The sequence below is a fragment of the Paenibacillus dauci genome (genome assembly GCF_000971985.1).
In the GTDB taxonomy this organism is placed as follows: domain Bacteria; phylum Bacillota; class Bacilli; order Paenibacillales; family Paenibacillaceae; genus Saccharibacillus; species Saccharibacillus dauci.
The window spans coordinates 39,733-60,257 of the sequence record NZ_LAQQ01000005.1; the positions used below are offsets into that span (position 1 = coordinate 39,733).

Genomic DNA, 20,525 nt, shown 5'->3' on the forward strand with positions numbered 1-20,525 from the left:
AAATGCAGAATCGTAATCGGAGATTTCCTTACAGCCATTACATTAAATCGAATAATTGGGCTCAGGCATGATCCGCTGGAGAAACTGGCGCGTCCGCTCTTCCCGGGGACGCTGAAAAATCTCTTCTGGCTGCCCCTCTTCCACGATAATGCCTCCATCCATAAAGACCACACGGTTTGCCACATCACGGGCAAAGCCCATTTCATGGGTGACTACAATCATCGTAATCCCTTCACGGGCAATCCTGCGGATCACTTCCAACACTTCTCCAACGAGTTCCGGGTCAAGGGCAGAGGTGGGCTCATCGAACAGAATCACTTCCGGATTCAATGCCAGTGCCCGTGCTATACCTACCCGCTGCTGCTGACCACCCGATAGTTGGCCTGGATAATGATCCAGTTTGCTGCCAAGCCCTACCTTTTCCAGCATACGTGCGCTGATCTCCCGTGCTTCGGAGCGGGGAATTCGCTGCACGACTGTCAATCCTTCCATTACATTTTCCAGCGCTGTCCGATGCTTGAACAGATTGTACTGCTGAAATACCATCGCAGTACGCTGGCGCAGTTGATGTATATCGCGGCGGGATGGATGTTTTCCCTGAACGGCAAGATGACCGATCCTCACTTCTCCGGCATCCGGACGCTCCAGATAATTGATGCAGCGCAGCATCGTTGTTTTGCCCGAACCGCTCGGCCCAAGAATAACGACGACTTCTCCCTTGTCGACCGTCAGATCGATTTCTTTCAGTACCTGCTGGGTACCGAATGTTTTGGATAATCCGCTAAGTTGAATCATAAAGCGCCTCCTCGCTGATAGGCGTTCAGTCTGTACTCCAGCCATCCGCTGATCCATTCGATCAGGATCGTTAGCACCCAGAACAGAATCGCTGCCGCTATATAGGCCTCAAAGTATTTCCAATTGTCTGCCGCAACGATCTGTGCCCGGGCATTAATTTCTACAACCGATATCGTATATGCCAGAGTTGATCCATGCAGCATACCGATTACAGAATTAGACAGGTTTGGCAGGCTGACGGACAGTGCCTGTGGTAAAATAATTCGCCGCAGGGTCTGTATTGTAGTCATTCCGATAGACTGCGCAGCCTCCACCTGTCCTTTGTCTACTGCCTGAATGCCTGCCCGTACGACTTCGGACATGTAGGCTCCCGCCGTTATCGAAAAGGCAATCCATACAAAGCCGATCAGTGGAATCGAAGCAGATGTAAAACTCCAGCCCATTGCGGACGAGATCCCATCGATCAACACCGGCAATCCAAAATAAATCAACAGTAGATGCATCAGCATCGGTGTACCCCGGACAAAAGCCACATAACCTGCCGAGAGCTGGGACAGCACCGGAATATGGTACATCCGGCACAATGCTACTGCCGTACCAATGACCAGTCCGGCTGCTACCGAGACAAACGTAATCCACAGCGTCTCCGGCAGTGCCTGCAGCAGGCTAAGTCCTGCAGTCCAGATAAATGAAGGGTCCAGATTCATCCGCTTTTACCTCCTTTGCCAAGTAGTGGAACCGCCCGCAGCGGACGGCGCCAGCTTGCTCTGAGCATCTGTTCGCTCCGATGTCCGTCAAAACGGTTCACATAACGCTCCATCCACTGAAATCCCTTTTCCAATCCAAAGCTGATTACAAAATAAATTAGTGATAGCGCAATATAGGTCTCGATAAAATGCTGGGTAGCTGTACCAAGCGTCTGTGATCGACCGGTCATCTCCATCACTCCCAGTGTAAAAGCCAGTGAAGTATCCTTGAGATTGCCGATTACCAGATTACCAAACAGCGGTATCGAGATTCCCAGTGCCTGTGGTGCAATAACCCGGGTAAAGGTCTGATAGCCGCTCATCCCGATCGAATGTGCTGCTTCGATCTGTCCTCTGTCCACAGCAGCTACCGAGGCACGGATCATCTCCGAGATGAATGCTCCGCTGTTCAGCGCATAGGTAGCAATTACAAAGTACAACACGGCCAGCCGGGATACATCGATATGAATCCAGCCCAGCACTTCAGGTAGCCCGTAATAGACGAGAAACAGCTGAATCAGAATCGGTGTTCCCCGAAAAAAGGAAACATACAGCTGGGAGAGCCGTTTCAGTACAGGAGTGTTATACAGTCTCGGCAGTGCCACAATCAATCCAATCAGCAGGCCCAGCACAATCGAGCTGCCCACGATGAGCAGTGTTATATTCAGATAGGCCAGTAGTTTCGGAATAAATTCAAATACATATTGAATATCAAATCGTCTGCTCACAGTGTGCTCGCCTCCTTGGTCAGAATAAGATACATGAATATTTCTGTATTACTGGGTGACTTTGGCTTCTGCCAGCGTTTTGGTAAAGTCATCACCGAGCCATTTTTCGCTGAGCTGCTTGAGCGTTCCATCTGCTTTGATCTCGCTGATCGCCTGATCTATCTCGTCCGCCAGCGGCTGTTCATCCTTGCAGAATACAAAGTACACATTGGACTGGTTCAGTGGTTCACCCACTGTTTTCAGAGCGACTTGACCATCCGCATCGGTATTGAACCGGTTGGCAAAATCCGTCGTAATCGTTGCATCGACACGTCCGGATACAATCTGCTGTACCGTATCATTGGCTGCACCACTCGTATAGACTATCTGGATCGCATTATTATGGGTTTTGTTGTATTGGTTCAGCAGATAGGCAGCATTGCTTGTCGCGCTGGTCATTACCTTTTTGCCAGCCAGATCATCCAATCCGTGAATAGCTGTATTGTTTTTGGCGACAGCGACACGGTTCAGGAAAATGCTGTAGGGAACCTTATTGAACAGATATTTTTGCTGTCGCTCCGGGTTAGTCTCCATCTGATGAGCCACAAAATCAATCTTGCTCGTATCCAGACTCAGCAGCAGATTGGAGAATTCCATCGTTTTGAATTCAAACTCCACATCCGGCAGACGCTTGTCGATCTCCCGCACCAGCTCCACATCATAACCGGTAAGCTTGCCATTCTCATCGATAAAGCATACGTTGGGAAACGCTGTTCCTGTACCAACGATGATCTTGCGTACATTACTGCCACTGGCAGCAGCTTCTGCATTTCCATCTGTATTACCAGCCGAGCCTCCGCTCGATTCGCTTACAGAAGCGCAGCCCGATAACAGCATCATAAGTGCTCCTACCCAGAGCGTACTGCGTGATAATTTGCGTATAGCATGCCTATTGATCATAGATTCTCCACCCATCCCAAATGATAGTATATAATTCGCATGTATTTAATCAGAATTAAACAAGCAGATTTCCCTTTTGTATATTAGAATCCAGTCCAGCACAGTTCATTCACTTGCTAAAGGATAGAATCCATCTGTATTTAAAAATGGACAGGTTCCTGCAGAATCCCTGACGGTCGAAAATATTCCAGTTCACGGAGCATTTCTGCCGTTACCGAAGCAATATGCATCTGGCTTTCTTTCAGTGTAACGAGACTAGTCTGCAGCGAGATTCCTTCCAATTCAGGAAGTGGAATACGAACGAGCCGGCCTGACTGTACATCTTCCTGGACGCTCAGTCCTGGCAGCAGCGAAATGCCGGCCTGCTGCAGTACAAGTTTGCGCGCGGTCTCCGCATGATCTACTTGAAAAGCAATATCCGGTGGAACGGGCAGCGATTCAAATACACGGTGAATTCGCAACCAGTCAAGCGATCCACATTCAAAAAAAACCAGCGGTTCTCCCTGCAAAGCAACTGCCGATCCCGGAGGATGGCTGGCAAAGGGATGATCAGCATATACATACAGTGAGATCGGATCCTCATAGGAGGATACCGTACGAATCGAAGGATTCATTACTTTGCGTACAAATGCCATATCAAGCTCTTTATTGAGCAAACGGCTAACCAGCTGATCTGTAGCTGCTGTCACTACTTTGAAGCGAGTTGCCGGATATTGCTTTTTTAATCGGGGAAACAGTGCAGGAAGAATATAGTGAGATACCGAGAGTGTACATCCAATGGTCAGCTCCTCTGGTGTTGTGCGAACCGTCTGAATCTGCTGTCTGCCTTTTTGCAGCACTTGCAGCATTTGCTGGGCATAAGGCAGGAAGCGCCGGCCTTCTTCAGTCAGCAGAATCTGCCGGCCGAGTCGCTCGAATAATTTACAGCCCAGTTCCCGCTCCAGTGACTGTATTCGTGCAGTAACAGAAGGCTGTGACAAAAACAGAATTTCTGCCGCTTTGTTGAAGCTGCCATAATGATTGATGTACACAAAAGCTTCCATATTCTCAATATTCATCGTGCATTCCCCTTTCCTATTATTATACTAACTTAACCTATGAATTAACTTGGTTTTATGTATCATAGGTGGGTGGAAAGAGCTTGTCAACGGGATTTCCTATCGAATCCAGCATGCCTATCAGCAGAATTCCTTTAGAGCCCATATACAGCAAGACTTTCTCCGACTTGTATTCATAATGGGAAAATCAAACTGCAGCATCAGGCCCCTATTATACAGGTAGGGACACTGGCCTGATGTGCACAGTCATTAGGAGCTGATTCGCCCGGAACAATCATATATACAGCTGTTGCTCAGCTATTCACAGTCCGGCGGGTATAGCGATTCTGCGGAATAGGAACACCAAGATTCTCCCGTAGCGTATCGTATTCATAATCTTCCCGGTAAATACCACGCTCCTGCAGAATCGGTACCACCTCATCCACAAACTGATGGAGACCGGAAGGCAGATCGGAATGAATAATAAATCCATCTGATCCCCGCTGTTCGAACCAGTACTGGATACGGTCTGCCACCTGCTCAGCCGTACCGATAAAATTGCTGCGAGGCGTCGCCGCCTGCAGTGCTACCTCACGCAGGGTCAGATTGCGTTCGCGAGCATCTTTTTTGATTTTATCGGTACCGCTGCGGAAGCTGTTGCTGCCGATTCCATGCAGTTCCGGGAATGGCTCATCCAGCGCATACTGGGAGAAGTCATGATGATCAAAAAAGCGACCCAGATACAGCAGTGCCTTGTCCACAGTGATCAAGCTGGCAATTTCGCGGTATCGCTCTTCTGCTTCGGCTTCAGTCCGTCCGATAATCGGTGTGATACCAGGCAGGATTTTGAGCTCATTTTCGCTTCGTCCGTAGGCAGCTGCCCGCTTTTTCACATCCTGGTAAAAAGCCTGGGCATCTTCCAGTGTCTCCTGTCCGGTAAAGACTGCATCTGCAGATTGAGCTGCCAGATTCCGCCCATCTTCTGATGATCCCGCCTGAAAAATAACCGGCTGCCCCTGACGGGAACGTCCAATATTTAGCGGCCCCTGTACCGAGAAATACTCTCCCTGGTGATTTAGCGTATGCAGCTTGGAAGGATCAAAGAAAACACCGGTTGCTTTGTCCCGGACAAAAGCATCTTCTTCCCATGAATCCCAGAGACCTTTGGTAACTTCCAGGTATTCGGCAGCAATCCGGTAGCGTTCCGGATGGGAAGGATGCTGGGATCGGCTATAATTAAGAGCAGAACCTTCCAGTGGAGAAGTCACCACATTCCAGCCGGCACGTCCGCCGCTGATATGATCCAGGGAGGATAACTGTCTGGCAATGGTAAAAGGTTCACTATAGCTGGTAGAGATCGTTCCTACGAGGCCGATCCGTGAAGTAACTGCCGCCAATGCCGACAGGATCGTTATCGGCTCGAACCGGTTCAGAAAATGAGGCAGGGACTGTTCATTGATAAACAATCCATCCGCGATAAATACCAGATCAAACTTGCCTTCTTCTGCCTTTACGGCTTGACGCTTGTAAAACTCCAGACTCACACTGGCATCAACCGGTACCTCCGGATGCCTCCATGTGGACATGCTTCCTCCGATTCCGTGTATAATCGCTCCAAATTTAAGCTGACGCTGCTGACTCATTGCTCTCATCCTCTCTACTTATATTATTAATAGTGATCGATAGCCATTCGGCTAAACCGGAACCGATACCTCTGATTGATTTTTACCAAAAGTTATTGTTCATTGCTTGCGAGTCGAATCACTGGACTCTGCTTTCTTCCACCTGTGTACTGTTTAGCAGATACTGCAGCTTCTCCAGATCCGGCTCCAACAGAGCGGTATATTTCCCGTTGCCACCTATTTCCACGACAGGTACATGACGGATACCATACTTGGCCTCCAGCACATCACGCAGCACATCATTACCGGCGACTTCCAAATTGGTATAGGTGTACCCATTCAGTTCCAGATAGGTTTTGATTTCCTGGCAAAAGTGGCAGCCTGTTTTGCTCCAGACAATAATATGTGTAACCGGTTGGGTAATTGTAGACATTTTATTTCCCTCCTGTAGTTGTATGAATAAATGATTGCAATTCCTGTTCAGGGTCGAGCAGCTTGGCCATAAAGACAATATGCTCGCCATTATGGTTCTCATCATAAAAGGTATAATAACCACGTCGTTCGTACATCGGTGCCAACCATGGATGACGGGTTGCTGTCGCCAGCATGACTCCCGGCTGACCGTGCTTGCCGGCTATAATCTCCTGCTCCAGCCAGTTGAGTAGCTGCGCACCGTACCCTTGCCCTTTGAACCGAGGTCCAACGGCAAACCAGCGGATGAACGGCAGACTGCTCAATTCTTTCAGTCGCGGCTGATCATCCCGGTCCAGCGTGACAGTCGCGGCAATCGCTCCATTTTTGATCAGGAGATAGCATTCATGTGCGGCAATATTGTTCTGGATCATCTCCAGCGTTGCATAACCTGCCGGAAATGGAATCTGCAGTTGACGAAGCGGCTCATAGGCGTCCAGTATGACCTGCAGCAATTCCTCGGTATCTGTCCCTTCTGCCTGACGCAAGATAATATCGGACTGCTGGTGAATTGCAGCTGGGGAGTCTATAACGGAATGGACTGTATCCGTACTGCTGTTGGCAGATTTCAGATGATTATCCGACAGTTCAGTTGTTGACAAAGAAGGTTCGGTAGAGCGATTCTGCTTGGGTGCCTGATAGGCATACGGCTTGGGTCCAGTAAAAGTCATATATAATCCTCCTCAATATAAGCTTCATTTTGTAAACGTTAATATCGGGTGATCCCGAGTATTAGATGGAGAAATTGGGCTGTCTAACCATCGGCAGCGGCTGTCGATTATCCCGCTGGAGCAATCTGCCCAGAATCTGGTTCTCAAAGTGAGCAAATCCGCTGTCCCGTTCACGTGGGCGATCCAGAGTAATGCGCATATCCAGCGCAATATGTCCTTCCTCTATCAGCAGTACACGATCAGCGAGAGCAACAGCTTCACTCACATCGTGGGTGACCAGTACAATCGTCAATTCCTGCTCGATCCAGAGCCGTTCGATCAGCTGCTGCATTTCGATACGTGTCAGTGCATCCAGTGCGCCGAGAGGTTCATCCAGTAGCAGCAGATCCGGACGACTAGCCAGTGCCCGTGCCAGAGCGACACGTTGTTTTTGTCCACCGGAGAGTATGCCCGGCCATTCCTTTTCGCGGTCAGCCAATCCTACCTGTGCCAGTGCTTCACGGGCGGTATGCCTGTTTTTATCCGGAATGCCCAGCCTTACATTATCCAGCACCGACTTCCATGGCAGCAGCCGGGATTCCTGAAACAGAAACCGGGTTGACCGCCGTCCTTCAGCCCCTGCTGCCGAAGAAGCTTTGGTATCGCGATCGATGCTGATCTGTCCGCTGGTCGGCTGCTCCAGACCAGCGATCAGACGCAGCAACGTGCTTTTGCCACAGCCGCTGCGTCCGACAATCGCTACAAACTCTCCCCTCTCGATCGTAATATCCACCTGCGACAAAATCTGCCGCTCTCCAAATCGTTTACCAATATGATCCACATGCAGAAAAGCTGCCTGGTCCACTGTCATTACTTTTCCTCCTTTGACTGTTTATTTGCGGGATAGTACCGGATTCCAGCGCAGCCAGCGCTTCTCCAATAGCTTGGCCATACTGTCGGATAGCTTGCCCAGCAGAGCATACAGCAGAATACTCAGTACAATGACATCCATCTGCATGAATTCCCGTGCATTCATCGCCATATAGCCAATTCCGGCATCTGCTGCCACGGTCTCGGCTACAATCAGGGTCAGCCACATAATACCGAGTGCATAGCGGATACCGACCAGAATCGATGGCAGTGCACCCGGCAGGATGATATGGATATACAGCGCCAGACGACTCAACCCGTACACCTTGCCCATTTCGACGAGTCCACGATCTACCGAACGAATACCGTGGAATGTATTAAGATATACCGGGAAAAATACACCCAGCGATACGAGAAACAGCTTGGCTTCCTCACCGATTCCGAACCAGACGATGACGAGCGGAATTAACGACAGATGCGGAATATTGCGAATCATCTGGATAGATGAATCCGATATTTTCTCCCACAGCTGTGAGATACCATTGACGACGCCGAGCAGGAAGCCCAGCCCACCTCCGATTGCAAATCCACTCAGAGCACGGCTTGTACTGACAGCAATATTCTCAACCAGTTCACCTGTACCGAGCAACCGGATCAGGGCACGAAATACTTCTACCGGTGTTGGCAGAATATTACCGGCAATCCATCCGTTAGCCGTCAGCAACTGCCAGCCGATAAGCAGTAGTAGTGGCAGTCCAAACGGCAGCAGCCGATTTAACCATGGGCTCCTTAGAAAAGCATTATCATCCGCACTGTAGCGCTTTCGGGTCGAAGCAATAGAAGTACCAGATTCACGATTTACGACATGTTCCCCGGCTGTATGAAGTGCAGCCTGGTCCTGAATCGGTGGAGCTATACTTTTTGAAGACACACTATAACCTCCTTTGCGATCTGATAATGGGTCTGCAGTTATTATTTATTGGTGGATAGACCCGAGCTGAATGCATCGCTCCAAAATGTAGACACTTTAACCGGTTGGGACAGCACATCTGCCTTGGTGAAAGTATCCGCTACATCCTGCTCCGAACGGATAGTCTCTGCAGAAGCGGCAATGATACGACTATGACGCTGGGCTTCTCCTTCCTGCAGGGTTTGCAGTGCCTGCTCTACCGGCTGATGAGTAGCATCTGCCGTAATCTGCGCCCATTCCTGCAGATGACTGCGGGACCATTCGTGGAACTGATTGATCCGTTTCAGATAATCGGCAATCGCTTTCTGCTGGGCGCTGTCTTTGATTGCACTGTCCGATACATTAACGAGAAAGCTGCCTGACAGAATGTCCTTGGCGCTGGCAATGGTTATGGCGTCTTTCTGGTGGGCAGAAATAATGGCATTGCCATAGCTTGCAAGAGCGTCAACTTTACCGCTGATCAATGCGCTCAGACCATCTGCTGTGGATAGCTCTACCGCATCAATATCCTGCCAGCGTAATCCTGCTTCCTCCAGCATTTTGAGCAGGAAGTAATGAGCCGTTGTATTTTTGACAAAAGCGACTTTTTTGCCTTTAAGATCTGCGATACTGTGAATTGGGGAACCCTGCGCCACTACAACTTCCTGATTTAGTGTATTGCCTTCCTGTACCGCAACCACTTTGAATCCCCCATCACCAGCTGCCTGCGAAGCAAAAATCGGCGGAATTTCGCTTGTAATACCAAAATCGACCTGTCCGGCTGCCATCGCTTCCAGGATCAGATTGCCTCCCTGGAAGACGCTGTATTTCACATGGTAAGGTGTATCACCCAACCCTGCCGCCTTCAATCCTTCCTCCAGATTCCCCCACCCTGTCTGACCGACACGGATCGTTACTTCTCCCGCAGCAGCCGCTTCACCGGGTGAGGATTCATTCGTTTTGCCCGAACAGCCTGACAGGAAGATCAACAGACTAAAACATGTAAACAGGAATATAATAGTGTTTATACGTTGTTTCAAGAATCATCACCTTTTCTTGTTTAATAGGATCTGTGTATATATCGTATATATATTGAAATAAAGTGATCTAGCGAGCCGGTGTACTTCCGAGTACGCTTTGCTTCCTCTTCGCTGTCGAGGCGATTAACTGCTCTCCCAGCTCATCCGCCTCAAGAATGGCACGAGTAACTGCTTCGGGATGGACTGCAAAAGCCAGATGATGATCAGCTCCTTCACGCAGAGTCAATCCTTTGGCAATCTGTCTGGCTGCCTGTTCCCGATCGCCCTCAATACCCAGCTGTTTCAATGTCACCGGCAGATCCAACTGATGCAGCAGCGAAGCCAGCCGGTGCAGCTCCCGGTATTCCTTTTGCTCCAGCTGCCACTGGGTAAGCAGTCCAAAAGCTACCTTTTCCCCATGCAGACTGCGATGAGTATCTTCCAGCCGGGTCAGGCTGTCATGCAATCCATGAGCAATAGCCGCGTGTACCGATCCATCCTGAATACTTCCGACCAGACCAGCTAGTACGATAATGGCATCTGTGACTTGTATAAATTCAGGCGTTATCTGCTGCCGAGGAGTCTGTTCGTACACATCCAGTGCATGCTCTTCCAGAATCCCCAGCGCCAGTCGGGCAGTAGCAACACTGCTGCGCAGCGCCAGACTGGAATAATTGCCACTGAGATTCACTGCAAATTCATGCCATTTGACCAGCGTATCCCCTATGCCTGCTGCCAGATACCGGGCAGGTGCTGCCGCCAATAACGCTGTATCGGCAAGCACCAGATCGGGTGAGCGACGCAGCGGCCAATATCCGGCTGCCTGTCCCCGTTCATCATACAGAACAGTCAGTGCCGACCATGCTGCACAGGTAGCTGGAATCGTCGGAATCGTTACTACCGGGAGCCCGGCTTGTTCGGCGACTGCTTTGGCCAGATCCAGTACTTTGCCGCCACCTGCACCAATAATCAGATTTACTTGAACTTTACGTGCTATACCCGTATAAGCCTGAATTACTTCACGGGTACACTCTCCCTGAAAAGGCTGCAAATGATAATTCACCCCTGCCTCGTCCAGCGCTGGGAGCAGATGAGGTGTAACTTTCTCCAGCGCCGTATGACCACCGATAAGGAGGGCATTGCTGCCAAGAGCCCGAATATGCGAGCCGCTGACAGCCAGCAGATGTGGCTCATTCAAGTATATCGATGGAGCTTTGATGGTTATCATGTACTGCACCCCTTTGATTGTTAATAAAATGTAATCCTTGCAAATCATCACTTTTATTGATATCCGATAATTCCGACCATTTAAGTTGGTTAAAACTTGAATAAAGTCTAGCATCTGCTCCTCCAGAGCGCAATGCATCTGCTAATCAATAAATTCTATACATATATCAAAAGGTTCTATCTATCCAGCTATCCTCTGCTCCATCTGGAGGTGGAGAACACCTGGGACCAAATCCATCCAACCACCGATGAAGCGAATGCTGCTTCCGATTATACTGGAATTAACTTCATGATTGGAGGGATAATTATCCGCTCCCACTGCTGATAACTCCTATCTCCCCATCTACAGAAAGAGAGTGATCCTATGGCCAGAGTCAAGGAAGTACGTCCTATTCAACTATTCCTGCTGCCGGCAATTCTGCTGTATGCTGTATCTCCTCAGATTCAGCCTATGCTGTCAGGCGGTCTGATCATGGAAATTATATTATTTGTCAGTATCAGTATCGGCGCCATGATTGGCTGGATTCGTTCCCGATACCATACTGTTCATCAGGACCCTATAAATGGTAAAATTGTAACAAGATCTTCTATTACCAGTATGATTATTGTGCTCGTACTGATTGCTGTACGTGTATTCACCGGTTATCTGATCGATTCGGGTTATCTGCTGCCCCATCATAGTGATGCAGCCACATTGATATCCAATAGTCTGCTGATTATAGCACTGGCCAATGTTGTTACTACCCGCATCATAATTTATCTTGATTACAACCGGCTGATTCATGGTATCTGATAGCTTCAGCACAGGGTACTACTGCGGGAAGGAATTAATCGTATGGATAATCTGAACAGGCTGATGGGTAACCACTCGCTGGTATTCCGTCTTTCTGTGACCATCATTATGATGTACAGCTGCTTTACTATCTATTTTCGGGAGTCCTTTTTTATCTGGTCGATCTATACGGTGACCATGCTGATTTTTGTGATCCTGACATGGGCTCCCCTCAAGCTTCATCCACTTTTTATTATCACATTCAGTCTATTTTTGTATGTCATGATGTTCGTTAATGAACGCATGGCCAATACGCCCGCCAACTTTTTGGCTTTGCTGTGGGTATGGTTTGCTATTCTGTGTACCATTTCGGTCCGGGAGAAGAGTATTGCTTCCTTTTTTGCCCTTTTAACCGGTGTACTAATGCTGATTGCAGATTATGATCGTGGATTTCCTTATTCCATGCTGATCTCGTTGGTAAGTATTTATTTTGGCGTACATAGTATTTACCGGTATATCTCGGTGCTCCGCATTAATAGTGAACAGCTACAGGAACTGGAGACCGTGCATAATGAACTGAAGCATGCTCATAACGAACTGCAGGAGAATGCGCTACAATCGATCCGCTATGCAGCCCTGGCCGAACGAACACGTATCGCAGGCGAGATTCATGACGGACTTGGTCATCATTTCACTTCCCTGATCGTACAGCTGCAGGCACTGAAATGGATGATTCGGCCCAATCCCGAGCAGGCAGAACATACCGTGAATCAGCTGCTGGACGTTTCCCGCCAGGGACTGGCCGAAGTACGAAGCGTAGTGAGAGACTGGTCGGTCAGTGAACGTGGAGTGAGTGAACTGCATACGCTCGCTTCCCAGGTCGCAGAGCGTTCGGGATTCACACTGAATTTCCAGGCGGATGCAGCCGACTCCCAGTGGGGCGAAGCCGTCGATGGTATTCTGTATCGTATCTTGCAGGAATCACTGACCAATATCGTTCGTCATGCCGAGGCATCAGTCGTAGACGTGACGATCAATCAGCTGGGCGACCAGGTGATTATGCATATTGCCGATAATGGAGTATACCGCGAGGACACTCCGTTAATTCACGGCTTTGGTCTGCAAAATATGATCCGGCGCTGCGAGCAGCTGCAAGGTAAATGTACGTTCCGGGCACGCGAAGGTAGTGGCCTGATTGTAGAAGCACGCCTGCCCCTTTCATTTGCAATACATCATGAACAACAAAGGAGTATGCCATGAACCAGCCTAACCGTCCTATTCGTATTATGCTGGCCGATGACCAGTCATTGATTCGTCAGGGAATCCGCTATATTCTCGATCTGCAGCCGGATCTGCAGGTCGTTACCGAGGCATCTACCGGCGACGAAGCTGTCGCGCTTACCGGTGAATATCAGCCCGATCTGATCCTGATGGATATCCAGATGCCGGGTATGACCGGTATCGAAGCAACACGTGCTATTTTGCAGCAGCGTCCGGAGATCAAGATTGTGCTGCTGACGACTTTTGATGTGCAGGAATATGTGATCGATGGAATTCGCGCAGGCGCATCCGGCTATCTTCTTAAGGATATTGATATGAACGAAATGATTCAGGGAATTCGTTCAATCTGTGCAGGTGGAGCCATTTACAATACCACGACTGCCGGCAGTGCACTCGTTGAACTGCTCGGCCGCCCTTTATCTGTACAAAATGGGGACGACTCGTCTGTCGCTGCTATGCCATTGACCGAACCGCTTACCGAGCGCGAGCTGGAAGTTCTGCAGGCTGTCGCCTATGGCAAACGCAATTTTGAGATTGCTGCCGACCTGTACGTCTCCGAAAGTACCGTCAAAACCCATGTACATAATATTATCCAGAAACTTGGGGTCAAAGACCGTACACAGGCGGCCGTAGTCGCTATACGGCAGGGAATTGTTACTTGAACAAGGTGCCCACTCTCCCCGATAGAATCGTACACAAAAAGCCAGACAAAACCACGAAAATCATTTTTTCGGGTTCTGTCTGGCTTTTCTTTTACAAAACGGGTCATTATACAAAGCATTCAATATTTGAAATTTAACATTCAACATGTAAAACTCAATATCTAACATTCAATATCCAACATGTTGCTAACGGTTTATCCTTTGACCGAACCTGCAGTCAGACCGGTTACAAAGAATCGCTGCAGGAATACAAACAGAATAACCATCGGCAGTGCTGTAATCACGACACCTGTCAGCAGCATGGTGTAATCCGTAACATACTCGCCCCGGAATTGCATCAGTGCGAGCGGCAGGGTTAGCTTCTCCGTACTATTCAGCAGCATAAGCGGAATCAGCAGATCATTCCATACCATTACGAACAGGAATGCCGCGGTCGCCGAGAGCGATGGACCGGATAAAGGCAATACCAGACGCCAGTATATTTTCCACTCACCGGCTCCATCCATACTTCCCGCTTCCATCATTTCCTTGCTTAGCATCTCCATAAATCCGGTTAGCGTGAATACCGTCAGCGGTAGCAGTCCGGCAGCAGTTACGACCGTCAATGCAGTCAGGCTGTCCGACCATCCAAGCTGACGCACCAGTGAATACAGCGGTAGCATAATAACCTGTGACGGAATGATCAGTCCGGCTACAAAGTAGGCAAAAGCGAATTTGCCCAATCTGCCGCCCAGACGCACAATAGCGTAAGAAATCAGACTTCCAAGGAATAATACAATCACTACTGTAAACAGAGTGACCCTCGCACTGTTCCAAAAATATTGCAACATGGGCTGAGCATCAAAAATATGAATAAAGTTCTGCAGACTCCATGTATCCGGCCAGCCCAATGGATTCGCATAAAAAGCCTGGCTCGTTTTAAACGAAGATACGACTACAAAATACAGTGGCGCTGCAACCAGCAGCCCGTACAAAATCATGATGATACGTCCAACCCATTTCATTGCAGCAGCTCACCTCGTTTTCCTGTAAAATATCCAATCATCCTCTTGCTCCTTCCTGGCGCAATGCTCTGAACTGGAAGAACGTCAGAATACCCAGCAGTACCAGGAAAATCATGGATCCGGCAGATGCCAGTCCGAAGGAATAATTGGAGAACGCCAGATGATAAATATATGTCGTCAAAATCTCGGTCGCATAGTTCGGTCCGCCATCTGTCATGACAAAGATCAGATCGAACGCTTTGAACGACTGAATCGTCGTATACGAGATAACGATTGCTGCCGATGGCGCGAGCAGCGGCCATGTGATTTTGCCGAAAATCTGCAAACGGTTGGCGCCGTCAATACGAGCGGCTTCCATCAATTCACCCGGAATTGCATGCAATCCAGCAATAAAGATAATCATCATCTGTCCGGCATGTGCCCAGATCTGTACAAAGGCGATCGCATACAGCGCAATCTTCGCATCCCCTGTCCAGCTGCCCATCAGACTATCCAGTCCTGCACTCTGAAGCGACATATTCAGCAAACCGATCGAAGGATCGTAAATGAATGACCAGATCAATCCTACCGATACCGATGACAGAATAGCCGGGAAAAAGTACAATGCACGGAAAACAACATGTGTGCGGCTGTTCTTGGCAAGTACAAGTGCCAGTACCAGCGAGATGACCGTCTGCAGCACGACCACAACGACCATGAATTTGATATTATTCAGAAATGCCTTGCGGAATGTAATGCTGTCAAAGCTGTCTTTGTAATTGTCAATTCCCACAAAATTGTAGGACGGCGATACACCGTCCCAGTTGGTAAAGGAGTAGAACAATCCCGATAAAGCCGGGTATACGAACAGGCCGGTGTACAGCAATATTCCAGGAAGCATAAACAGCCATAGTAATTTACGATTAATCATAAGCGTTACCGTATCCCTTTACTTTATCTTTTGATACCTGTGATACATGGAGCAAATCATCAGCAGAACGTATTAACGTCCGATCTGCTGATCAATAATAGCCTGTGCGTCCTGAGCTGCCTGTTCTGGTGTAGCACCACCCAGGACCGCCTGGATCGAGTTGGTCACAGCCTTTTGATTCTCGGCATTTACAATTGTATAACGAGGCTGGAATACTGTTTTCTTATCTGCCCATTCCTGAGCGATATTCAGTTCCTTGCTATCATACTTGATATCCTTAAGTGTTACATTTTGTCCGGTTTCATTAGCATATTGAGCAGCAATATCCGGCTGGCTCAAGAATTCAACGAATTTCTTCGCTTCTTCCGGATGTTTGGAGCGGCTGTTGACAGCCAGCATAAATGTACTTGTATGCACGCCTTCATATTTGGCCTGATCCGCCGATACAGTGATCGGTGCAAGCAGTCCCTGCTGTAGCTCCGGATTCTGCTTGGCATTCTGGCTCAGTTGATAGGAACCACTGGCGAGCATGGCGGCTTTACCCTGAATAAACAGTGCACCTGCTGCCGGATCTTTGGTACCTAAAGAGTTTGGTTGGAAGAATCCTTTATCATTCAGTTCTTTGAACTCAGCCAGTGTTTTCACCCAGAATTCATCGGTCAGCTTGGCTTGTCCTGCTTCGACCTTGGTGAAAATATCTTCGCTTGGTTCATTATTCATTACCATCGTGTTCATCAATTGTCCGGGTCCAATATCGCCACCGGCAAAGGCAATCGGGATAATTCCGTTATCCTTGAGTGTCTGGCAGACTTTGAGGAAGCCCTCCCAGTCCTTCGGTGGAGTCAAACCATATTTTTCAAAAAGGGCTTTATTGTAAATTGGCATATTATACACGAGCTGATAAGGTACAGCCCATTGTTTGCCGTCTTGACTGCCTGCTTCGATCAGATTGGCATTATAATTTTTAAGGAATGATTCACCGGACAGATCCGTGAACAGACCTGCTTTGGCAAGTGCGGAAAATTGTGCACCCGGGAAAGAAGCGAATACATCCCCTACCGATCCATCAGTCAATTTGGCTTGAGCCGTTGTTTGATACTGATCGGAAGTGAGCGTTTGCATATCGACGACAATATTCGGGTTCTTTTGCTCAAAAGCATCAATGATCTTCTGGAACGTCTGCGTATCTTCCCCGCGCCAGTGGAGGAAACTGATTGTTACTTTGCCATCGGCTGCCTGATCAGATCCACCTCCGCATGCGGATAACACTCCGGTAAGCGCAAGTACCATAACAAGCAGTAAAGCCAATCTTGTACGTTGATTTTTCATGAATCATCCTCCATTTTCGTATCGTCAATGAACATATCGGGATTATCTATGTAAATTAACTAAAGTTAAAATATCCCCATTATTTTAGTAGGAATACCGTGATTTAAATCATAGCAAAAATGAAGATTATCAAACAATGTCATTTTGTGCTGTTTTTATTTGTCAAAATGTGTTGTATAATGATAGGGTACCTATTTAAACAGAAAGGATGAATACGAACGGATGGCAAGTGATATCATTTTTCAAGCCGAAAGAGAAAGCTTGGAGCGTTTTATGCTTTCTACTTCTTCTTTTATACAAACCGGTGGACTGTGGATTACACAGGCAGGTCGCTACTCTCTGGAACCTGGCTGCAGGAGGTTATTTGCCACCAATCCTACCTGCTTCTGGATAGCTAATCGGCAGGGTGGCATGATCATCAAAAACGGTCATAATTATGTACTTGGAACAAATAATATATGGTGTATGTCTTCCATGGCCACCATTGAATATATCAATAATACCGATGAACCTCTTGAAACTTACTTTGTAGGCTTTACTGGTCCCCAGGCGGATCTGCTGATCCAGGAAAGCAATATGCAGGACGGATATAGCGAACTCAGTACCGAGCTTTTCGATCAGATGATTGATTATTATAATCTTATATTAAACACGAATCAGCGTTCTGATACCTTTAGTGCTGAACTCCGTCGTTTGGAGGTATTATTCGGTATGTTTGCCATGCTGTCTGCTAATCAGGCAGCACGTATTGATTACACACCTACCAAGGAACCTGTGCCCTGGATGGAGCAGGCAATTGAGTATATTCATGCCTATTTTGACAAAGGACTCACTGTTACCCAGGTTGCAAATTATGTCGGTATTCACCGTACTCATTTCAGCAAGCAGTTCCATGAGAAATACAGAACTCCACCTGCCGAATATATCCGCAGTCTCAAGATGGAAAAAGCCCGTCGTCTGCTGTCGGATACCAATGACTCTTTGGCCGAGATTGCTTTTGCAGTGGGCTATCCCGATGTATTTTCTTTTTCCAAAGCATTCAAAAAGCATAGCGGATTTACTCCCAAGCGTTATCGTCTGCATAAATTCTGATTATTCCTTGTTCTTTTGTATGACGATGTAGTGCAAAATGATGAAAAACGAATCATAAGACATGCCTTATAAAATTCGCAGCAAAAGTAACCAGCATAACGTGCATAATAAAAATCCCCGCTACCACACAGGTCGATATCGATCCTGCTGGGGGTAACGGGGATTTTATTGTATCTATTTCGTACAAACTACATGGATGGTGCAATGATAATCTGTTCAAACAGCGACTGTACATATTCCAGTGCTTCCAGCTCATCCTTGCCGCGTGTAGTCAGGCAGATCTCGGTGTTTGCCGGGATGATAGTCAGCATCATGCCGAGCAGACTTTTTACATCGACCTCTCTGCGGTTGGTGTCAGGACCAAAGGATACGCGAATATCGGAAGCAAAGCGTGATGCTTCGTTGGCGATGCGCAGCAGATGTGCGCGATCCAGATTACTTTGAACGGTGAATTGATGTACTCTCATGTTCTCATATCCTCTCTCGTGTTGGCATAATGGGTACTGATCCATTTGTGAGCTGCCTGTTGAACGATTAGGAAACGTCTATTGTAGCGAATAGGCAACAGGAACGTAAAATCTGCTCCTTGCCTGAAAGGTTGTAGGAAAAATATAACCGCTTTAACAATTCAACAAGCTATATATAGTTTACATTTACCTATTTTATCGGCAAATGATAGCCAACATTCACAAATTATCTCAAGTAAATATGCCATGATCATTTTCATGAAAATTATAGTTGTTACAGAATAAATGCAGGGGTATTTCGGCACCAAAATACCCCTGCCATAGTAGGCAGAGGCTTTTGGATCGTGCGAGGTGCCGTATGATTCCATTTACTGCAAGGTCACATCTTCATACCAGGTCAATTCATCTTTCGCTTCATTTTGAAGCGTAAGCATTACTTTTCCTTGTTCTCCACTGTGGCTCTGATTATAAATAAAACCAAAATTACGCTGGTCACTGCTTGCAAAAAATCCATCCTTGCCGTTCTTGCCATTTTGTACAGCCTGATCGAACGTGGCTGTCTCATTGGAATTGGCAGACTGCCATTCCATATTGCTTACTTTGTATCCCTGCGGTAAAGATTCTACACGCAGAAACAGCTGACCAGGTCCTTGTTGAACGGTACTGATCTTCAGTTCCTTGGTCTCCGGCGTTAATTGTGGATTGGCATTATTGCTTGTGCCTTTATCCGTACCGGTATCTGTATTGCCTGTTCCTGTGCTGCTATTGTTTGGACTGCCGGCTGTTCCGGTCGTGCTATCGGGAGCAGTACTTCCACTACCGGTCGTACTGTCTGCCGATCCGGTCGTGCCGGTATCAGAACCGTTATTGGTACCCGTATCCGGTGCTGTCGTGCCGGCACCACCTGGCTGAGCTTCTGTACCATTATCGGCCGCATTTTCACTTGCTGCCGGTGGTTGCACGGGCTGATCCTTGTCGGATGAACAGGCGCTGACGAGGACAATCATCAGTACGAGTCCAGTACCAAACATCCATTTGGATAAGCGATTCATAGTTATTCCTCCACTCTACAAGGCTGTTATTTCAGTTGCAGACGGTGAGCCGCATGCAGTGTAGGACCTACATAGCGGTTCAACGGAAATCCATTGGAGATCGCCTGTGTGATGAAGTTTTTGGCATCGCTGTAGGCATCCTTCACAGAGAGACCTTTTGCCAGACCTGCCGTAACAGCTGCCGAAGTCGTGCATCCCGCACCATGCGTATAATCGGTAGCAATCGCGTCTACTTCAAACCAGTCAAAGCTCTGACCATCATACAGCAGATCCAGCGCTTTGCCTTCTTTGACTTTACCACGTGTTTTGATCAGTACATGCTTGGCACCACGCTCATAGATACGAACAGCTGCTTCTTTCATCTGTTCTTCCGTCGTAATTGGACCGTTCTTCGCCAGTTGGGAAGCTTCAAACAGATTCGGCGTAACCAGATCGGCTCCCGGAATCAGCAGCTCCAGCATCGCTTCGGTATTTTCCGGCTGAAGCACTTCATCCGTACCTTTGCAGACCATAACCGGATCGATAACAATACGATTCAATGGATAACGCTTGAGATAGCTGGCTACCAGCTCAATAATCTCGACCGAACCGAGCATCCCTGTCTTCATCGCATCGAATCCGATTCCTTCCAGCACGGTACGCATCTGCGCTTCTACTACGTTCAATTCTACGGGGAATACCTGATGATTCCACGTCTCCGGTTCCATGGCTACGATGGTTGTCAGCACCGTCATACCATAAACGCCTAATTCCTGAAAGGTTTTCAAATCCGCTTGAATTCCTGCTCCGCCGCTTGTGTCCGAGCCGGCTATCGTTAAGGTTTTTGGTATTGTCATGTGTGTAATTCTCCTTCGCATAGAGTCCCTTTATTTTAGCACAACCTGACATGAGAATACATCCTTT

The 20,525-nt window shown here is 48.0% G+C and carries 21 protein-coding genes and 1 pseudogene; 4 read left to right on the forward strand and 18 right to left on the reverse strand.

The window, feature by feature from the left end; genetic code table 11:
- Positions 1-42 precede the first annotated feature (42 nt).
- The 12 genes and pseudogenes from WH46_RS17970 to WH46_RS18025 all read right to left on the reverse strand — a co-directional run bounded on the left by WH46_RS17970 (position 43) and on the right by WH46_RS18025 (position 11,054).
- A complete protein-coding gene (locus tag WH46_RS17970; RefSeq protein WP_046227807.1) occupies positions 43-795 on the reverse strand; it encodes an amino acid ABC transporter ATP-binding protein in 753 nt (250 codons plus the stop codon).
- The gene (locus WH46_RS17975) at positions 792-1,502 is read right to left on the reverse strand and encodes an amino acid ABC transporter permease (RefSeq protein WP_046227808.1); all 711 of its coding nucleotides are present in this window, start codon (positions 1,500-1,502) and stop codon (positions 792-794) included. The genes WH46_RS17970 and WH46_RS17975 overlap by 4 nt, the downstream gene beginning before the upstream one ends.
- Positions 1,499-2,269 carry an amino acid ABC transporter permease gene (locus WH46_RS17980; RefSeq protein WP_046227809.1) on the reverse strand — a complete coding sequence of 257 codons (771 nt, stop codon included), beginning with the start codon at positions 2,267-2,269 and terminating at the stop codon, positions 1,499-1,501. The genes WH46_RS17975 and WH46_RS17980 overlap by 4 nt, the downstream gene beginning before the upstream one ends.
- 48 nt (positions 2,270-2,317) lie before the next feature.
- Positions 2,318-3,208 (reverse strand): transporter substrate-binding domain-containing protein, encoded by an 891-nt coding sequence (locus tag WH46_RS17985; RefSeq protein ID WP_046227810.1) that lies wholly within the window; start codon positions 3,206-3,208, stop codon positions 2,318-2,320.
- Between the two features lie 140 nt (positions 3,209-3,348).
- The gene (locus WH46_RS17990; RefSeq protein WP_046227811.1) at positions 3,349-4,266 is read right to left on the reverse strand and encodes a LysR family transcriptional regulator; all 918 of its coding nucleotides are present in this window, start codon (positions 4,264-4,266) and stop codon (positions 3,349-3,351) included.
- 293 nt (positions 4,267-4,559) lie between these two features.
- The gene (locus WH46_RS17995; RefSeq protein ID WP_046227812.1) at positions 4,560-5,888 is read right to left on the reverse strand and encodes an LLM class flavin-dependent oxidoreductase; all 1,329 of its coding nucleotides are present in this window, start codon (positions 5,886-5,888) and stop codon (positions 4,560-4,562) included.
- Positions 5,889-6,006: 118 nt separating this feature from the next.
- Positions 6,007-6,300: a glutaredoxin family protein gene (locus WH46_RS18000; RefSeq protein WP_017812089.1), complete on the reverse strand. Its 294-nt coding sequence runs from the start codon at positions 6,298-6,300 to the stop codon at positions 6,007-6,009.
- 1 nt (position 6,301) lies between these two features.
- Positions 6,302-7,009: a GNAT family N-acetyltransferase gene (locus WH46_RS18005; protein ID WP_052714287.1), complete on the reverse strand. Its 708-nt coding sequence runs from the start codon at positions 7,007-7,009 to the stop codon at positions 6,302-6,304.
- 61 nt (positions 7,010-7,070) lie between these two features.
- Positions 7,071-7,760, reverse strand: a pseudogene (locus WH46_RS18010) (ATP-binding cassette domain-containing protein); the annotation flags it as partial.
- A 120-nt stretch (positions 7,761-7,880) separates the two neighbouring features.
- Entirely contained in the window at positions 7,881-8,789 is a 909-nt protein-coding gene (gene ssuC / locus WH46_RS18015; RefSeq protein ID WP_269430638.1) for an aliphatic sulfonate ABC transporter permease SsuC, read from the reverse strand.
- Positions 8,790-8,830: 41 nt separating this feature from the next.
- Entirely contained in the window at positions 8,831-9,847 is a 1,017-nt protein-coding gene (locus tag WH46_RS18020) for an ABC transporter substrate-binding protein (RefSeq protein ID WP_046227814.1), read from the reverse strand.
- A gap of 67 nt (positions 9,848-9,914) precedes the next feature.
- On the reverse strand, positions 9,915-11,054 hold the full coding sequence (locus WH46_RS18025) for an iron-containing alcohol dehydrogenase family protein (RefSeq protein WP_046227815.1): 1,140 nt from the start codon (positions 11,052-11,054) through the stop codon (positions 9,915-9,917).
- A gap of 363 nt (positions 11,055-11,417) precedes the next feature.
- Here WH46_RS18025 and WH46_RS18030 point away from each other — a divergent pair, with 363 nt between their 5' ends.
- Genes WH46_RS18030 through WH46_RS18040 form a run of 3 tightly spaced genes read left to right on the forward strand, consistent with a single transcriptional unit; the run spans position 11,418 to position 13,768 of the window.
- Entirely contained in the window at positions 11,418-11,846 is a 429-nt protein-coding gene (locus WH46_RS18030) for a DUF1453 family protein (RefSeq protein WP_046227816.1), read from the forward strand.
- Between the two features lie 42 nt (positions 11,847-11,888).
- Positions 11,889-13,085 carry a sensor histidine kinase gene (locus WH46_RS23515; protein WP_052714288.1) on the forward strand — a complete coding sequence of 399 codons (1,197 nt, stop codon included), beginning with the start codon at positions 11,889-11,891 and terminating at the stop codon, positions 13,083-13,085.
- Positions 13,082-13,768: a response regulator gene (locus WH46_RS18040; protein ID WP_017812080.1), complete on the forward strand. Its 687-nt coding sequence runs from the start codon at positions 13,082-13,084 to the stop codon at positions 13,766-13,768. The genes WH46_RS23515 and WH46_RS18040 overlap by 4 nt, the downstream gene beginning before the upstream one ends.
- A 194-nt stretch (positions 13,769-13,962) precedes the next feature.
- Here the strand turns inward: WH46_RS18040 and WH46_RS18045 are convergent, their stop codons facing one another.
- The 3 genes from WH46_RS18045 to WH46_RS18055 all read right to left on the reverse strand — a co-directional run bounded on the left by WH46_RS18045 (position 13,963) and on the right by WH46_RS18055 (position 17,011).
- A complete protein-coding gene (locus tag WH46_RS18045; protein WP_017812079.1) occupies positions 13,963-14,772 on the reverse strand; it encodes a carbohydrate ABC transporter permease in 810 nt (269 codons plus the stop codon).
- A gap of 37 nt (positions 14,773-14,809) precedes the next feature.
- On the reverse strand, positions 14,810-15,682 hold the full coding sequence (locus WH46_RS18050) for a carbohydrate ABC transporter permease (protein WP_017812078.1): 873 nt from the start codon (positions 15,680-15,682) through the stop codon (positions 14,810-14,812).
- Between the two features lie 72 nt (positions 15,683-15,754).
- A complete protein-coding gene (locus WH46_RS18055) occupies positions 15,755-17,011 on the reverse strand; it encodes an ABC transporter substrate-binding protein (RefSeq protein ID WP_017812077.1) in 1,257 nt (418 codons plus the stop codon).
- 222 nt (positions 17,012-17,233) lie between these two features.
- Here WH46_RS18055 and WH46_RS23520 point away from each other — a divergent pair, with 222 nt between their 5' ends.
- Positions 17,234-18,103, forward strand: coding sequence for an AraC family transcriptional regulator (locus tag WH46_RS23520; RefSeq protein ID WP_017812076.1), 870 nt, complete (start codon positions 17,234-17,236; stop codon positions 18,101-18,103).
- 188 nt (positions 18,104-18,291) lie between these two features.
- On the opposite strand, the gene WH46_RS18065 is transcribed toward WH46_RS23520, so the two are convergent.
- The 3 genes from WH46_RS18065 to pdxK all read right to left on the reverse strand — a co-directional run bounded on the left by WH46_RS18065 (position 18,292) and on the right by pdxK (position 20,458).
- On the reverse strand, positions 18,292-18,570 hold the full coding sequence (locus WH46_RS18065; RefSeq protein ID WP_017812075.1) for an HPr family phosphocarrier protein: 279 nt from the start codon (positions 18,568-18,570) through the stop codon (positions 18,292-18,294).
- A 368-nt stretch (positions 18,571-18,938) separates the two neighbouring features.
- Positions 18,939-19,622, reverse strand: a complete 684-nt coding sequence (locus tag WH46_RS23525; protein ID WP_052714289.1) for a hypothetical protein — start codon at positions 19,620-19,622, stop codon at positions 18,939-18,941.
- 26 nt (positions 19,623-19,648) lie between these two features.
- Positions 19,649-20,458, reverse strand: coding sequence for a pyridoxine/pyridoxal/pyridoxamine kinase (gene pdxK, locus WH46_RS18075; RefSeq protein ID WP_046227817.1), 810 nt, complete (start codon positions 20,456-20,458; stop codon positions 19,649-19,651).
- Between the last annotated feature and the right edge of the window lie 67 nt (positions 20,459-20,525).

Excerpts from the sequence above, each read along its gene's own strand:
- WH46_RS17970 (WP_046227807.1), bottom strand. The coding sequence starts at position 795 with ATGATTCAACTTAGCGGATTATCCAAAACATTCGGTACCCAGCAGGTA.
- WH46_RS17975 (WP_046227808.1), bottom strand. The coding sequence starts at position 1,502 with ATGAATCTGGACCCTTCATTTATCTGGACTGCAGGACTTAGCCTGCTG.
- WH46_RS17985 (WP_046227810.1), bottom strand. The coding sequence starts at position 3,208 with ATGATCAATAGGCATGCTATACGCAAATTATCACGCAGTACGCTCTGG.
- WH46_RS17990 (WP_046227811.1), bottom strand. The coding sequence starts at position 4,266 with ATGAATATTGAGAATATGGAAGCTTTTGTGTACATCAATCATTATGGC.
- WH46_RS17995 (WP_046227812.1), bottom strand. The coding sequence starts at position 5,888 with ATGAGTCAGCAGCGTCAGCTTAAATTTGGAGCGATTATACACGGAATC.
- WH46_RS18000 (WP_017812089.1), bottom strand. The coding sequence starts at position 6,300 with ATGTCTACAATTACCCAACCGGTTACACATATTATTGTCTGGAGCAAA.
- WH46_RS18005 (WP_052714287.1), bottom strand. The coding sequence starts at position 7,009 with ATGACTTTTACTGGACCCAAGCCGTATGCCTATCAGGCACCCAAGCAG.
- WH46_RS18025 (WP_046227815.1), bottom strand. The coding sequence starts at position 11,054 with ATGATAACCATCAAAGCTCCATCGATATACTTGAATGAGCCACATCTG.
- WH46_RS18030 (WP_046227816.1), top strand. The coding sequence starts at position 11,418 with ATGGCCAGAGTCAAGGAAGTACGTCCTATTCAACTATTCCTGCTGCCG.
- WH46_RS23515 (WP_052714288.1), top strand. The coding sequence starts at position 11,889 with ATGGATAATCTGAACAGGCTGATGGGTAACCACTCGCTGGTATTCCGT.
- WH46_RS18040 (WP_017812080.1), top strand. The coding sequence starts at position 13,082 with ATGAACCAGCCTAACCGTCCTATTCGTATTATGCTGGCCGATGACCAG.
- WH46_RS18045 (WP_017812079.1), bottom strand. The coding sequence starts at position 14,772 with ATGAAATGGGTTGGACGTATCATCATGATTTTGTACGGGCTGCTGGTT.
- WH46_RS18050 (WP_017812078.1), bottom strand. The coding sequence starts at position 15,682 with ATGATTAATCGTAAATTACTATGGCTGTTTATGCTTCCTGGAATATTG.
- WH46_RS18055 (WP_017812077.1), bottom strand. The coding sequence starts at position 17,011 with ATGAAAAATCAACGTACAAGATTGGCTTTACTGCTTGTTATGGTACTT.
- WH46_RS23520 (WP_017812076.1), top strand. The coding sequence starts at position 17,234 with ATGGCAAGTGATATCATTTTTCAAGCCGAAAGAGAAAGCTTGGAGCGT.
- WH46_RS18065 (WP_017812075.1), bottom strand. The coding sequence starts at position 18,570 with ATGAGAGTACATCAATTCACCGTTCAAAGTAATCTGGATCGCGCACAT.
- WH46_RS23525 (WP_052714289.1), bottom strand. The coding sequence starts at position 19,622 with ATGAATCGCTTATCCAAATGGATGTTTGGTACTGGACTCGTACTGATG.
- pdxK (WP_046227817.1), bottom strand. The coding sequence starts at position 20,458 with ATGACAATACCAAAAACCTTAACGATAGCCGGCTCGGACACAAGCGGC.